Below are 13,568 nucleotides of genomic sequence, written 5' to 3'. Positions count from 1 at the left end.
ATCATACATAAAATGATATAACCTTTTTTTTTGCGGCGATAGTTTCTTTAAAAAACTATTTAATAATAATAACAACATTTATTACCTTTTAAATATAAAATCAGAGTAACTTGTCATAAATCATTTGAATTATGTCAGCTAGAACAAATAAATACATTGATCCATTATCGGATTTCGGATTTCGGTTTAAAACATCTTTTCGGAGGTGAACCAAATAAAGAGGTCATGATTGACTTTTTAAACGCGCTGTTTGAGGGAGAAAAACAAATTATTGATATTGTCTACAACCCAACTGAATTTGCCGGTGATGACAAGGATCATAAAAAAGTATTCTTCGATTTATTGTGTACGGGAGACAAAGGTGAACAGTTTATAGTAGAGATGCAGCGTGCGGCGCATGATAATTTTGAGGACCGTTGTATTTTTTACCTGAGCCGGCTGATTCACCAGCAGAAGTTAATGGGCAAGCGTAATTGGAGAGTTAAACTGAAAGAAGTTTTCCTGATTGCAATCCTGGATTTTAATATGAAAAATTGTTTAAGTGATCATTATTTGCAAAGTATTTCGCTAGTAAATACGGGTACAGGCAAAGTATTCCACAATGGACTGGGATTTAAGTTTGTAGAACTGCCTAAATTTGATAAAAAAGAAGATGAACTGGAAAATGAGCTGGATAAATGGGTTTATTGCTTAAACACATGCACAGTTTGAATCAGATTCCTAAATATCTGGATAAACGTATTTTTCAAAAAATATTTAATATCGCTGAAATGGGCAGACTATCACCAGAACAACAATTTTTATACGAATCGTATTTACAGAAGCAAGCTGACGATGAAAGCATCATGGAATATGCAAAAGACAGAGCAAAGGAAAAAGGATTACAAGAGGGATTACAAGAGGGGTTACAAGAGGGGTTACAAGAGGGTTTAGCGCAGGGAAAACATGAAACTGCTCTGGCCATAGCAAGAAAAATGAAAGAAGAAAATTTTGATCTTGCTAAAATTGCCATATTTACGGCACTCTCAATTGAAGAAATAGAGAACCTTTAAAAGTAAAAAAGGCTCAGATACCTGAAGTATCTGAGCCTTTTACATAAAACAGGGCAGAGCTTATTCAACCACTACGCCCATAGCGCAGAACTTGTCAATTCTATTAGAGATCATCTTTTCAGTTTTCTCTTTCCCTAATGCTTTAATATCTTTCAGGATCTGAGTTTTCAGCGTTTCAGCCATTACTGCAGGATTCTGATGTGCACCTCCCAACGGTTCTTTAATTACCCCGTCAATCAGTTTGTTTTTCAACATATCTTTCGAAGTCAGCTTCAAACATTCCGCTGCTTTCTCTTTAAAGTCCCAGCTGCGCCATAAAATTGAAGAACATGATTCCGGAGAAATTACCGAATACCATGTATGTTCCAGCATATATACCTTATCACCGATACCGATACCCAATGCACCACCTGATGCACCTTCACCAATAATCAAACAAATGATAGGTACTTTCAATACAGACATCTCCATCAGGTTTCTGGCAATAGCCTCACCCTGTCCGCGTTCTTCTGCTTCAATACCCGGGTAAGCACCCATCGTATCAATAAAAGAAATAACTGGTTTGTTGAATTTTTCTGCAAGGCGCATTAACCTTAAAGCTTTGCGGTATCCTTCAGGATTAGCCATCCCAAAAATTACGGTACTGGCGTTCTTTAGTATTTTTACCTTTTTGATGACCAATGATCATTACCGTTTCGCCGCCTATAGTAGCAAAACCACCGATAATCGCTTTATCATCTTTTACTGTACGGTCACCGTGCAATTCGATAAAATCATCACAGATCATTCCGATATAGTCAAGCGTCTGGGGCCTTTCCGGATGACGTGATAATTGGACTTCCTGCCAGCCTGTAAGGCTTGCATAAAGTGCATTCTGCGTTTTAGACAGCTTATCTTCAAGCTCAATCAGTGTAGCAGACATATCTACTTTTGTTTTATCAGCAACCTGTTTAACCTTTTCAATTTGCTGTACTAATTCAGCAATAGGTTTTTCAAAATCAAATGACGTTTTTATCTGTTCCATAAGTGGGCGGTAAAAATAGGTATTTTATTTAAAACTTCGCAGCTACTCCGGCTTTAGGTAAAGATTTTTTAATAAAGTCTCTGAGATCGTCATTCCCTTTTTGCAGATCAGCACTTCTTAAATACATCATATGGCCACTTTCGTACCCTTCCCAGCTCATTCTGTCTTTTAATTTTCCTCCCGGGTCCATTTGCCACATGTTATATTTTGCATTAAAATAATCGCATGCCCCATCAAAATAACCCGATTGAACTAGCAAATGAAGAGAAGGGTTTTGCGCCATGGCATCACGCAGATTCTCTGCGGTACGGTTGCCTGTATTATCCCAGGGATGAACAGAACCGAACATATTATATTTCAGATCCGTTTTATAATTCAGTTCATTGCGGATGTACATATTGATAGCTGGCGTAAACGAATGTAGCCATGAGCTAAGCTCTGCATTATAGTCCGGCCCCTCTCCAGCATCCTGTTTATCCATACCACGGTATCTTGAATCCAGTCTGCCAATAGTAAAACCTTTATCCCGAAGTAACTCCTTCCAGAAAAAGTCAGCTGGTACATCCAGGTTATGCTGTAAAATAGTTTTCTCACTCAACCCAGAATAAGCAGCAGCATTTTTCACTGCTATCATTTTTTTCTGTTCATCACTCAGCTGACTACCCTTTGCTAAGGCCGGGATCAGTTCGTTCATGGTAAACTGCTCAACTTCGGGTAATAAGGCATTTAAGGCCCTTCCTTGCAAATCAGGTTTTAATGCTTTATGATACCATGCAGTAGCAGCAAAATACGGCAAACGTAAAGCAGCAGACAACGCATCCCCCCTTTCTATCCCCAGTGTAGTTGGCGAAACCAATACAACTCCATTTAAGTACATCCATTGTGAATTTTGAAGTTCTAACGCTAAACCAGAAACACGGGTAGTGCCGTAGCTTTCCCCAATCAGGAATTTAGGGGAACCCCAGCGGTTATTGCGGGTTACAAATGTATTAATCCATTCTGCCAGGTACTTGATATCAGCATTTACGCCAAAAAACTTACTGCCCGGTATATCTTTATTAATTGCTCTGGAATAACCAGTATTTACCGGATCAATATAAACGATATCGATATCGGCGACATCCAATATAGAAGACTTATTCTCTTTATAACCATAGGGCTGAACAGGGTATCCCTCATCATCGATATTTAACAATACCGGGCCAGTATAGGCAATATGCATCCATACTGATGCAGAACCAGGGCCACCGTTAAAAGAGATCACCAGAGGTCTGCTGGCCCTGTCTTTCACATCTGTTCTTTCGTAGTACGTATAAAACAGGCCGGCAATTGCTTTACCTGTTTCATCCCAGACTGGTAAAGTGCCAGTAACAGCCTTGTAAGGAATCCGCTGTCCTTTAATGGTAACCTGATGTTGGGTAATTACAGCACTTTCTGTGACAATTTTACGCGAGTTTACTTCATTGTTTACTAAAGTATCGTTTTTTTTTTGGTTTCAGTAACAGGTTTGATCGACTGCATCTTTTGTGCGGCTGCCGTCTGAGCGGCACACAGTCCAGCCAGGATTAGCGTATAAAATAGCTTCATTTCAATAGGGGTTGTTTAGGTCCCTTAAATATCAAAAAGATCAGAATATCTGCTAATACCCTAAAAATGTTACTCTTCTGTATTTTAGAATCCCCCTTAAATACAAACCGCCTCTTATTTTTCTTTACTGCCTTGTATATACAACACCGAGATCGCTCCCAGGATCATAAATATTCCCGCAAGAACAATTGCGTAAATAGCTTCACCATGGTAAAACTCTTTAACGATTATACCACCGAAAATACCATTTACAATTTGCGGCATCGTGATAAAGAAATTAAAGATTCCCATGTAAACACCCATTTTGCGCGGGGGTATAGCACTCGATAAGATCGCATATGGCATAGAAAGGATACTCCCCCAGGCTAGGCCGATACCAACCATAGAATAAATCAGATGATCAGGATTACTGATAAAATAAATAGACAATAGGCCCGCTCCCCCCGCCAGTAAAGAAAAGGCATGTGCCATTTTACGACTGGTTGCCCGCGCGATCGAAGGTAAAATCAATGCATAAATAGCAGATAGCATACTCCATTATAGACTCCAAATAATATACCTACCCAATTACCGGCATCAGCAAATTTAACGGAAGAAGTATCTCCCGGAAGAACCTTATATATATGCTGAGCGATAGCAGGCGTTGTAAATACCCACATAGAAAACAGGGCAAACCACGAGAAAAACTGAACCAGACCTAACTGTTTCATTGTTAATGGCATTTTCGAAAAATCTGAAAGGATAGACAATATGCCTTCTTTTTCCTCTGTTTCCGGTTCCGCAGCATGGTATAAAGCCATTTCCTCTGGCGGATATTCTTTAGTAGTCAATACCGTCCATAAAATGGTAATCAATAAAATCGCAGCGCCTGCATAAAAAGAATAGATCACGTTATGAGGAACCTGTCCTGCTGCTGCAACTTTAGATGCCCCCAGATATTCAGAGAATATATAAGGTAACCAGGAACCTGAGATCGCGCCCGCTCCTATTAAAAAAGTCTGCATAGAAAAACCAAAACTCCTTTGGCTTTCGGGTAATATCACCAACCAAAGCTCTGAAAGGTTCCATCGCCACATTGATAGAAGCATCCATAATCATCAGCATTCCTGCTCCGATAATAATAGGTGGCAAAAAAAACTGGCCATTGCCCCCGCATTAGGCATCAGGATTAAAGCGATAGCTGTTAAAATTGCGCCAATCAGGAAATACGGTCTCCTTCTGCCAAAGCGATTCCAGGTTTTATCACTGTAATAACCGATAATAGGTTGTACAATCATTCCAGTCAAAGGCGCCGCCAGCCAGAAAAGAGATAAATGTTCAACATCCGCACCAAAAGTCTGCAGGATTCTTGAGGCATTTCCATTTTGCAGGGCAAAACCAAACTGTATCCCGAAGAACCCAGCACTCATATTAAAAATCTGTGCATTGGACAATCTTGGTTTGGAGGCCGCAACTTTATTTTGTTCCATAAGGATGTGTTTGGTTTGGAGGTTCAGGTATTAGAATGCGATAATCCGGGCACTCATAGGCAATACCCAGATAGGTATCGTGTTATCTTTAATATCATTTAATTTCAAGTCAGAAAGCTGATCCGCAGCGTTAGTAACCTGACTATGCTGTAAAATCTCTGCCGGAATCTGCACCTGACTTTCCATTCTGTAATGACGATCAAAGTTGACAAGGATCAGTAAGCGTTGATTGGCCGTATAACGGACATAACCATACATCCTTTTGTTCATATTGCCACCAACCGGGATTTCCCATAACCGGCCACTGGCGATAGCTTCTGACTTAGCCGTAAACTGAAGTAGTTTAACGTAGTAATTTCTCAGTTCCTTTTGCGCACCAACTAGCTGCCCGCCATCAAAAGCACCATTATTCATCCATTTCTGATGTTCTGGAATCCCCCAGTAATCAAAAATAGTAGTCCGGTTATCTTCTCCACCAAATCCTTCTGCACCCCTGCCTGGTTCACCTACTTCCTGACCAAAATAAGTCATCACCGGGCCACCCGATAAAGTAGCAGAAACGACCATCGCAGGAAGCGCCAGCTCAGCAACGCCTGCAAAACCAGCAGAAGCAATCCGCTCCTCATCATGGTTCTCAAGGAACCGCAGCATCTGATCTCCAAAACCTGCGCTTTCATATTGCCAGACTCTTCTGATATCATTGACATCAGCGTTGTCTTCACTCCTGATCAGTCTCTTCAAACCATCATATAACCCAACCTTATCATATAAATAATCAAATTTCCCAGTAGTTAAAAATGATTTATAAGTTGCAGGATCATAAGCCTCTCCAATAAAAATCAGTTCAGGTTTTACCTTCTTCACTTCCGGGATCACCCAATGCCAAAACTCAAGAGGAACCATTTCTGCCATATCACAACGAAAACCATCTACCCCCCTTGCTGTCCAGTAAACCAAAATGTCTCTCATTTTAGTCCACACTTCAGGTGTTGGGGTAAAGTATTGTTTCATACCATTCTGCTGGTCTACCCCATAATTCAACTTTACAGTTTCGTACCAGTCATCTACTGACGGGCTTGCCGAAAAAACATTATTCCCGGTAGCTTTAGCCGGTGATTCTGTATAATTCTCTTGTTGTAAGATTGAAAGCGGCGTTTGCTGATCAGACTTCGGAGCCGGAACAACAAAGTCCTTTCCAGGTACATAGTAATAATCATTGGCCGGGCTAAAAGCGACATGCACATCATCTCCTTCTCCAAAATCTTTAACTCCCGGGGGTTTCATTCCTGACTGATACTGACGGGCTACATGATTAGGTACAAAATCAATAATCACTTTCAACCCTTTTTCATGTGTCCTTTTAACCAATGCTTCAAACTCAGCCATTCTGCTATTCACATCCACTGCTAAATCAGGATCTACATCATAATAGTCCCTTACCGCATAAGGTGAACCTGCCCTGCCTTTAACTACTTTGGCATTATTAGCCGGTAGGCCCGCATTGCTGTAATCCGTTAAAGTAGCATGAGCAATCACACCTGTATACCATACATGTGTTGTCCCAAGCTCTTTAATCCCATCAAGGGCCTGAGCAGTGATATCGTTAAATTTCCCGCTGCCATTCTGCTCAATAGTCCCGTAAGGGATATTATTTTGTTGCTTATTACCAAATAACCTTGGTAAAAGCTGGTAGATCATTATCTTTTTACTATTCTGCGCCATACCCTTATTTATAAATCCAGTAGACAGTAAAGCAACTATGGTTAAAAGCCGGTAACGGTTTTTCATACCAATAGTCCCTTGTAATTAATCACTGTTTCACCTGTAGTAACAAGGTGTAACTTATTAAATATATTGATGTGCAGCAACTCTTCGCTGGTGGTATTGATGATGATCTCGTCCTTTTTAACCTTCACATTTAACTGAATCCCGCGGAACCCAATCGTAAAAGCAAACGATGTCCATTGTTCAGGCAGGAATGGATTAAAAGAAAGCGTATTTTCTTTCACACGCATTCCACCGAATCCTTCTACAATACTCATCCATGTACCAGCCATAGAAGTAATAATATGCAGACCGTCTTCGGTATCATTGTTATAATCATCCAGGTCTAAACGTGAGGTACGCAGATAAAATTCATAAGCTTTATCCCCATCATTTAGTTTAGCAGCTAAAATACTGTGTACGCAGGGCGATAAAGAACTCTCATGTACAGTACGGGATTCATAAAAATCAAAATTTCGTCTTAAAGAATCCATATCGTAATCATCCTCAAAGAAATACATCCCTTGTAAAACATCCGCCTGTTTAATGAAACAAGAACGCAGAATCCTGTCCCAGCTCCATTTTTGATTTAACGGACGCTCAGATGCAGGAAGATCCTTTACCAAAATTTGTTCCTTGTCTAAATATCCGTCCTGTTGCAAGAATACACCTTGTTCATCATCATATGGAAGATAAATATTTTCTGAGATCTGTTTCCAGTCTGCAAACTCTGTCGCTTCTTCTAAAGAAGTTTTAGCCACAATACGCTGATATTGTTCCGGATCTTCTTCTTTCACAATTCCGGCAGTTCCGCAGCATACTTCAGACACCATGCAGCAAGCGTATTTGTATACCAGTTATTGTTTATATTGTTTTCGTATTCATTAGGGCCCGTCACGCCCAGCATTACGTATTGCTTTTTATCAGCACTCCAGTTTACTCTTTGTTTCCAGAAACGGGCAATACCGATTAGCACTTCTAATCCGAATTCTTTCAGGTAAGAAGAGTCTCCTGTATACCTGATGTAGTTGAAAATCGCAAAAGCTATAGCGCCATTTCTATGAATCTCTTCGAAAGTGATTTCCCATTCGTTGTGACATTCTTCACCATTCATGGTGACCATCGGATATAAGGCAGCACCTTTATGAAATCCTAATTTCCCCGCATTTTCAATAGCTTTTTCCAGATGTTTATAACGGTAAACCAGCAGGTTTTTAGAAACTTCCTGTGGTGCAGTCGATAAGTAAAAAGGAATACAATAAGCTTCCGTATCCCAGTAAGTAGAACCTCCGTATTTTTCTCCCGTGTGAAACCTTTCGGGCCAATATTTAAACGGGCATCTTTTCCTGTATAAGTTTGATTTAACTGGAAAATGTTAAAACGGATAGCCTGTTGTGCAGCTACGTCACCTTCTATGATAATATCACCTTCCTCCCATTTGGTTGCCCATGCTGCAGCTTGTTCTCTCAATAATTCGTCAAAACCTTTTGCTGCTGCAGCCTGAATTACTTCTTTAGCTTTTCCCAATAAATCAGCAGAAGCATAATTTTGTGAAGAAAGATTAGTCGCTATTTTATAAATATTGATTCCTTCATTCAAAGTCAGGTCTACTAAAACACTTTCTGAAAGATATTTTTCACGAGATTTAGTATCTATTGATAACTGAACCGGTTTATCATTTTTAAGAATTACAGTTTTAACACCTGTAATTACATCAAATTCCGTTTTTTTAGTGCGTAATGTTAAATAAGAACCAATTGCCTCTTGCGCCCTGCTAACCTCATCCCAGAATTTCTCTTCATAATTGAATCCTGATTTTTAACATCTCCATCAATGAAAGATATTAAATCCAGTTTTCCGGAAAAGTTAAGCGGAATTAACTGATAATGTAAAGCAGCAATTTCATCATTGGCAATACTGAAGAAACGTTTAGCTTTTACCTGTACTTGTTTACCTGAAGCCAGTTCAGCAGTAAACGTACGTTCCAGATAACCTTCCTGCATGTTTAGCACCCGTTGGAATGCCGTTACCTTACACAGATTTAAATCTAAAATTTCTCCATCCAGTTTAAGTTCCAGCCCCATCCAGTCAGCCGCATTCAATACTTTAGCAAAATATTCAGGATATCCGTTTTTCCACCAGCCAACACGGGTTTTATCCGGATAATAAACGCCTGCTACATAATTTCCCTGTAAAGTATCACCAGTATAGGTTTCTTCGAAATTCGCACGCTGCCCCATCCGTCCATTACCAAGACTGAATATACTTTCCGATATCTTATTCAAATGAGAATCAAAACCATTCATCTCAATGATGTTCCACTGCTCTGCTTGTATGTAGTTCTTCATGTTTACTCTTTTACGCTATGCTTATCCTTTACTAAATTAATCAACCCTTTAACAGTTATAGTCGAAAGGTCTTTGTGAAACTCATCTGCTCCTGGCAAATTCGCTTCTGTACCAATAGCCACTACAGCCATTTTTGCTGCAATTGCAGCCTGTACACCAGCCGCTGCATCTTCAAAAACAATACAATCAGCAGCTGCTGCATTTAATAATTCTGCTCCTTTAATGAAAACTTCCGGGTCAGGTTTTGACGTCGTTACCGCATTACCATCTACGATAGCATCAAAGAAATGTGCCAGTTCTGTTCTTTCCAGGATTAAGCCTGAGTTCTTGCTCGCTGACCCCAAAGCAATTTTAATTCCCTCAGCCTTTAACGCTTTCAGTAAATCCAGAGATCCTGGTAATACTTCAGCAACAGACATTTTATTAATCATAGCTACATACCAGCTATTTTTCAAAGTAGCCAGTTCTTCTTTTTCAGCCGTTGTTTTGGTCACCCCACCCCAGTTTAAGATCATATCCAGAGAACGCATCCTGTTTACTCCTTTAAGCTGTTCGTTTTGCGCCTCACTAAAATCAAAACCCAATGAGTTAGCTAATTTTTTCCATGCCTGATAATGATAAACAGCAGTATCTACCAATACTCCGTCAAGATCAAAAATGCAGGCTATATTTGTATGTTCCATCCTTATATTCTATTTATATATGAAGCTTATGGCTCCATGTTACTCATCTAAAGTCTTAATTCAATTCCAGTACCAGCGTTGTTTTAGCCGGAACATTAATAGTTTTAATTGCATTCAATTTTTCTCCGCTAATCACATTCACAGCCGAATTTTTATCTTTCATTCTTTCTGCAAAACGTGAAGCGTTCAGCGTCTTGGTTTTATCTTCGCTATTTAGGATCACCATTACATCTTTACCATTCCCTTCAGGAAGATACCTGAAATAAACGTACATCCCATCTTCAGGAACAAATTGCATCATCTTCCCATTTTGCAAGGCAGGATTATTTTTTCTGTAAACAGCCAGTTTACTCACAAAGTTCCAGGCATCATTTTCCTGTGGATTACGTCCAGCAGCCGTAAATTTATCTTTTGCATCACCTGCCCATCCTCCTGGAAAATCAGAACGTACCAGCCCATCAGGAGCAGAATAGTTTTTTTTCAGGATTTCTGTTCCGTAATACATTTGAGGAATACCACGCATAGTCAACAACAAAGCCATACCCGATTTATATTTATTGATATCTTCTTTGATCATCGAATAAAAACGGCTCATATCGTGGTTGTCCCAATAGATAACGTTTCTTGTTGCGTCCTGATATAGGAAATCCTGCGAAACGACATTGTATAATCTAAAAATACCATCTGTCCATCCGTTTGTACTATTCAGTGCTTCATAAACAGCACTCTTCATCATATTATCCGTTACACCGGGTAAATGTGTATCAAAAAAACCCCTTTTACCGTATTTCCTTGAGTAAAGTAAGCTTGTGCAGGCACAGAATTAACCAAAGTCTCACCGAAAATAGATAAAGCCGGGAATTCAGCTTTAAGTTTTGAAGCCCAGTCTGCCATATATTCAGGATCATTATAAGCATAAGTATCTAATCTCAATCCGTCAATTCCAGCATATTCAATCCACCAGATATGATTTTGAGTCAGATAATTTTGCACATAAGGATTTCTTTCATTCAGATCGGGCATACTTGGTACAAACCAGCCATCCAGTTGTTTTTTTTTACATCTGCTTCCGACCTATGCGGATCCATTACTGGTTCATCACGATAGCTTGTCTGTGTATAAACAGGCCATTGGTTCACCCAGTCTTTCATTGGCATATCTTTAAAAATCCAATGTCCGGTACCAATATGATTATGTACAATATCTTTGATAACTTTTAACCCCTTAGCATGTACTTTGTCTACATAGGTTTTATACAATACGTTTGTTCCATAACGTGCGTGCATCAATTTGATAATGATCTGTTACTGCATAGCCATGATAAGAAGCTAAAGGCATATTGTTTTCTATTTCTGGTGTCATCCAGATCGTAGTTACCCCTAAATCTTTCAGATAATCCAGATGATTAATCACCCCCTGAATATCTCCGCCATGACGGTAATACATAGAATCACGGTTCAATTTATTCTCTGTGAACTTTTTGACGATATCATTTGATTTATCACCATTCGAGAAACGATCAGGCATCAGCAGATAGATAAAATCTTTATCAGTTACTCCCTGAATTCTAGCCGTAGAATGATCTCTGTTTTTTAATTCATAACCATACTCCAATATTTTTTTTCCCTTATCCATAAAAGAGATTGGGAATTTACCAGCTTTAGCGTCCGTAGTAATTTCCAGATCAATGAACAGGTAATTAGGATTCTCCACTTTGTGAACCTCAATCAGTTTTACGCCTGGATAATCCAGTTGCACGGTATATGCACCTATATGCTGACCATGACATGCACCAATAACTGAAGTTTTGGATTTTTCATTCCTGCCCACCAGAACATCGGCTCTACATGATCCAGCTTTGGCTGTGCCCACGCATTTGCAGTAATCAGAACAAATAGTACAATTAATAGTTTCTTCATTTTATTTTTTTTTTTTAATAGGTAATCACAAACTGAGCAGAAGCATTGTTAAGGGTTAAACTCTTAACCTTAGCTCCTTCTACCGGGTTCGCAGTTCCCTGAGGATCGAAATGGGAAATTGGTGTAAGGAATGAATTTAAAGACTCTTTGATTTTTTGACCATTATTTAATTGAGCTGTTGTACTATTTATTTTATCTGCATCATTGAAACCATGAAAAACCAATTGAATCTGATTGAATTTCGATTTAAATGAACCTTCTGCCTTTTCAAATATAATATTCCGCTTTGCAGGATCATAGCTGATTTTACGTTTATAAAAATCACCCTTTTCATAATTAAAGGTCTGACCATCATCCTCATAATACACGAAAGAATTATTCAATGTTCCTTTATAGATATGAAGAACCAAAGTATCAGTTGGTTTTTCCTGAGTCGATTGAACCAATGATTGCATCGGTACAATACTGCTTTCTTTCACATATACAGGAAGTTTGTTTTTAGACAAACGAAGGATCTTTTCTGTTCCGCCAGTTTGTGTTTCATCCGTATACAAATCGTACCATAATCCTTTAGGGAAATAAGCATTTCCAAATTCTTTAGTGCTTTCAAATGGCAGTACCATAAATGCTTTACCAAATAAGTATTGGTTCTGAAATTGCGTATCAAATACTTTTGCATCGAAGGTATAGTCTATCGCAAGCGTTCTCATCACTGGTAATCCGCTCTGCGTAGCTTCAAAGAAAGTAGAATACAGATATGGCATCAGTTTGTAACGGAGATTGATGTAATTTCTGGAAACTTCTAATACTTCTTCCCCATGTGTCCATGGTTCAGAAGATTGTGTATTCACGGCAGCATGATTACGGAAATAAGGATTAATGCACCGATCTGAACCCATCTTGCAAACAGAGAATTACTCGGTGTACCAATAAATCCACCAATATCCATTCCGGCAAAAGGCACACCGCTTAAACCCAAACTATTAATCAAACGCACACCTAATAACATATGATCTTCTTCAGGACGATTATCTCCAGTCCAGATTGCAGTGTAGCGCTGTAAGCCAGCATAACCCGCACGAGTTAAAATAAACGGACGTTTGTTACCCATCGATTCTTTAGCCCCTTCATAACTGGAACGAGCCATTTGTAAACCATAAACATTATGTGCCTGTTTATGACTTGCAATAGCTCCATCATAGTTGAACAAGACATTATTTGGCATTTTATTACCCCATGTAGCGATTTCGTTCATATCATTCCAGATACCTGAAACCCCCGTATTCGCGAAGAACTTCACTTCATTTCTCCACCATGATCTTCCTTTTTCACTTGTAAAATCAGGGAAATTGCACCATCCCGGCCAAACCTGTCCTGAATAATTTTTGTACTGTCAGGGTATTTGATAAATATATTTTCTTTCAGACCGCTTTCGTAAGCCTGATAACCTTTTTCTACTTTAATTCCCGGATCTACGATAACCGTTGTGGTAAAACCCATATCTGCCAGCTTTTTATTCATAGCCAGCGGATTTGGGAAACGTGATTTGTCCCAGGTGAATAATTTATACTGATCCATATAATGGATATCCAGTGTGATTCCATCTGCGGGAATCTTCTTTTCCCTCAGCGTTTGCGCAATACGCAAAACTTCCGTCTCAGGGTAATAAGTATATCTGTTTTGCTGATAGCCTAAACTCCATAGAGGAGGCAGGTTCATGCG

General features: G+C 39.3%; 19 protein-coding genes and 2 pseudogenes. 2 read left to right on the top strand and 19 right to left on the bottom strand.

Annotated features, from left to right (window positions below; all coding sequences use genetic code 11):
* Window positions 1-225 precede the first annotated feature (225 nt).
* Window positions 226-711, top strand: coding sequence for an Rpn family recombination-promoting nuclease/putative transposase (locus ACWYN3_RS32700; protein ID WP_456217996.1), 486 nt, complete (start codon window positions 226-228; stop codon window positions 709-711).
* Window positions 699-1,052: a hypothetical protein gene (locus ACWYN3_RS32695; protein WP_456217995.1), complete on the top strand. Its 354-nt coding sequence runs from the start codon at window positions 699-701 to the stop codon at window positions 1,050-1,052. The genes ACWYN3_RS32700 and ACWYN3_RS32695 overlap by 13 nt, the downstream gene beginning before the upstream one ends.
* A 60-nt stretch (window positions 1,053-1,112) precedes the next feature.
* Here ACWYN3_RS32695 and ACWYN3_RS32690 read toward each other — a convergent pair.
* The 19 genes and pseudogenes from ACWYN3_RS32690 to ACWYN3_RS32600 form a co-directional block, all read right to left on the bottom strand.
* Window positions 1,113-2,076 (bottom strand): annotated as a pseudogene (locus ACWYN3_RS32690) (acetyl-CoA carboxylase carboxyltransferase subunit alpha).
* A gap of 28 nt (window positions 2,077-2,104) precedes the next feature.
* Window positions 2,105-3,463, bottom strand: a complete 1,359-nt coding sequence (locus tag ACWYN3_RS32685) for a S10 family peptidase (RefSeq protein ID WP_456223242.1) — start codon at window positions 3,461-3,463, stop codon at window positions 2,105-2,107.
* Between the two features lie 314 nt (window positions 3,464-3,777).
* Window positions 3,778-4,173: a hypothetical protein gene (locus ACWYN3_RS32680; RefSeq protein ID WP_456217994.1), complete on the bottom strand. Its 396-nt coding sequence runs from the start codon at window positions 4,171-4,173 to the stop codon at window positions 3,778-3,780.
* Entirely contained in the window at window positions 4,170-4,667 is a 498-nt protein-coding gene (locus tag ACWYN3_RS32675; RefSeq protein WP_456217993.1) for a hypothetical protein, read from the bottom strand. Before ACWYN3_RS32675 ends, ACWYN3_RS32680 begins: the two co-directional genes overlap by 4 nt.
* Before the next feature lie 93 nt (window positions 4,668-4,760).
* The gene (locus tag ACWYN3_RS32670; RefSeq protein WP_456217992.1) at window positions 4,761-5,132 is read right to left on the bottom strand and encodes an MFS transporter; all 372 of its coding nucleotides are present in this window, start codon (window positions 5,130-5,132) and stop codon (window positions 4,761-4,763) included.
* Window positions 5,133-5,162: 30 nt separating this feature from the next.
* Window positions 5,163-6,920 (bottom strand): alpha-amylase family protein, encoded by a 1,758-nt coding sequence (locus ACWYN3_RS32665; protein ID WP_456217991.1) that lies wholly within the window; start codon window positions 6,918-6,920, stop codon window positions 5,163-5,165.
* Window positions 6,917-7,729 (bottom strand): glycosyl hydrolase family 65 protein, encoded by an 813-nt coding sequence (locus ACWYN3_RS32660; RefSeq protein ID WP_456217990.1) that lies wholly within the window; start codon window positions 7,727-7,729, stop codon window positions 6,917-6,919. Before ACWYN3_RS32660 ends, ACWYN3_RS32665 begins: the two co-directional genes overlap by 4 nt.
* On the bottom strand, window positions 7,690-8,151 hold the full coding sequence (locus tag ACWYN3_RS32655) for a hypothetical protein (protein WP_456223241.1): 462 nt from the start codon (window positions 8,149-8,151) through the stop codon (window positions 7,690-7,692). Before ACWYN3_RS32655 ends, ACWYN3_RS32660 begins: the two co-directional genes overlap by 40 nt.
* Complete coding sequence (locus ACWYN3_RS32650; protein ID WP_456217989.1) at window positions 8,049-8,495, bottom strand: hypothetical protein; 447 nt, start codon at window positions 8,493-8,495, stop codon at window positions 8,049-8,051. The genes ACWYN3_RS32655 and ACWYN3_RS32650 overlap by 103 nt, the downstream gene beginning before the upstream one ends.
* Window positions 8,496-8,638: 143 nt before the next feature.
* A complete protein-coding gene (locus tag ACWYN3_RS32645; protein WP_456217988.1) occupies window positions 8,639-9,244 on the bottom strand; it encodes a hypothetical protein in 606 nt (201 codons plus the stop codon).
* 2 nt (window positions 9,245-9,246) lie between these two features.
* Complete coding sequence (gene pgmB / locus ACWYN3_RS32640) at window positions 9,247-9,927, bottom strand: beta-phosphoglucomutase (RefSeq protein WP_456217987.1); 681 nt, start codon at window positions 9,925-9,927, stop codon at window positions 9,247-9,249.
* 55 nt (window positions 9,928-9,982) lie between these two features.
* On the bottom strand, window positions 9,983-10,663 hold the full coding sequence (locus ACWYN3_RS32635) for a cyclomaltodextrinase C-terminal domain-containing protein (RefSeq protein ID WP_456217986.1): 681 nt from the start codon (window positions 10,661-10,663) through the stop codon (window positions 9,983-9,985).
* Between the two features lie 8 nt (window positions 10,664-10,671).
* The gene (locus tag ACWYN3_RS32630) at window positions 10,672-10,950 is read right to left on the bottom strand and encodes an alpha-amylase family glycosyl hydrolase (RefSeq protein WP_456217985.1); all 279 of its coding nucleotides are present in this window, start codon (window positions 10,948-10,950) and stop codon (window positions 10,672-10,674) included.
* Window positions 10,938-11,186, bottom strand: a complete 249-nt coding sequence (locus ACWYN3_RS32625) for an alpha-amylase family glycosyl hydrolase (RefSeq protein ID WP_456217984.1) — start codon at window positions 11,184-11,186, stop codon at window positions 10,938-10,940. The genes ACWYN3_RS32630 and ACWYN3_RS32625 overlap by 13 nt, the downstream gene beginning before the upstream one ends.
* Window positions 11,179-11,685, bottom strand: coding sequence for an alpha-amylase family glycosyl hydrolase (locus ACWYN3_RS32620; protein ID WP_456217983.1), 507 nt, complete (start codon window positions 11,683-11,685; stop codon window positions 11,179-11,181). The genes ACWYN3_RS32625 and ACWYN3_RS32620 overlap by 8 nt, the downstream gene beginning before the upstream one ends.
* A gap of 11 nt (window positions 11,686-11,696) precedes the next feature.
* Entirely contained in the window at window positions 11,697-11,846 is a 150-nt protein-coding gene (locus tag ACWYN3_RS32615; RefSeq protein ID WP_456217982.1) for a cyclomaltodextrinase N-terminal domain-containing protein, read from the bottom strand.
* Between the two features lie 14 nt (window positions 11,847-11,860).
* Window positions 11,861-12,301 (bottom strand): DUF5110 domain-containing protein, encoded by a 441-nt coding sequence (locus tag ACWYN3_RS32610; protein ID WP_456223240.1) that lies wholly within the window; start codon window positions 12,299-12,301, stop codon window positions 11,861-11,863.
* Window positions 12,302-12,364: 63 nt separating this feature from the next.
* Window positions 12,365-13,170, bottom strand: a pseudogene (locus tag ACWYN3_RS32605) (glycoside hydrolase family 31 protein); the annotation flags it as partial.
* A complete protein-coding gene (locus ACWYN3_RS32600; protein ID WP_456223239.1) occupies window positions 13,143-13,565 on the bottom strand; it encodes a TIM-barrel domain-containing protein in 423 nt (140 codons plus the stop codon). The gene ACWYN3_RS32600 and the pseudogene ACWYN3_RS32605, both read right to left, overlap by 28 nt.
* Window positions 13,566-13,568: the final 3 nt, after the last annotated feature.

The sequence above is a fragment of the Pedobacter sp. NJ-S-72 genome (assembly GCF_053890575.1).
Note: the sequence above shows the minus strand (reverse complement) of the source record. Positions and strands in the feature narration are given on the sequence as shown.

Bases quoted from the DNA above. Each gene is read 5' to 3' on its own strand.
- ACWYN3_RS32700 (WP_456217996.1), top strand. From the start codon at position 226: ATGATTGACTTTTTAAACGCGCTGTTTGAGGGAGAAAAACAAATTATT.
- ACWYN3_RS32695 (WP_456217995.1), top strand. From the start codon at position 699: ATGCACAGTTTGAATCAGATTCCTAAATATCTGGATAAACGTATTTTT.
- ACWYN3_RS32675 (WP_456217993.1), bottom strand. From the start codon at position 4,667: ATGCAGACTTTTTTAATAGGAGCGGGCGCGATCTCAGGTTCCTGGTTA.
- ACWYN3_RS32670 (WP_456217992.1), bottom strand. From the start codon at position 5,132: ATGGAACAAAATAAAGTTGCGGCCTCCAAACCAAGATTGTCCAATGCA.
- ACWYN3_RS32665 (WP_456217991.1), bottom strand. From the start codon at position 6,920: ATGAAAAACCGTTACCGGCTTTTAACCATAGTTGCTTTACTGTCTACT.
- ACWYN3_RS32660 (WP_456217990.1), bottom strand. From the start codon at position 7,729: ATGGTGTCTGAAGTATGCTGCGGAACTGCCGGAATTGTGAAAGAAGAA.
- ACWYN3_RS32645 (WP_456217988.1), bottom strand. From the start codon at position 9,244: ATGAAGAACTACATACAAGCAGAGCAGTGGAACATCATTGAGATGAAT.
- pgmB (WP_456217987.1), bottom strand. From the start codon at position 9,927: ATGGAACATACAAATATAGCCTGCATTTTTGATCTTGACGGAGTATTG.
- ACWYN3_RS32635 (WP_456217986.1), bottom strand. From the start codon at position 10,663: ATGATGAAGAGTGCTGTTTATGAAGCACTGAATAGTACAAACGGATGG.
- ACWYN3_RS32630 (WP_456217985.1), bottom strand. From the start codon at position 10,950: ATGCCCGATCTGAATGAAAGAAATCCTTATGTGCAAAATTATCTGACT.
- ACWYN3_RS32615 (WP_456217982.1), bottom strand. From the start codon at position 11,846: ATGAAGAAACTATTAATTGTACTATTTGTTCTGATTACTGCAAATGCG.
- ACWYN3_RS32610 (WP_456223240.1), bottom strand. From the start codon at position 12,301: ATGCAATCATTGGTTCAATCGACTCAGGAAAAACCAACTGATACTTTG.
- ACWYN3_RS32600 (WP_456223239.1), bottom strand. From the start codon at position 13,565: ATGAACCTGCCTCCTCTATGGAGTTTAGGCTATCAGCAAAACAGATAT.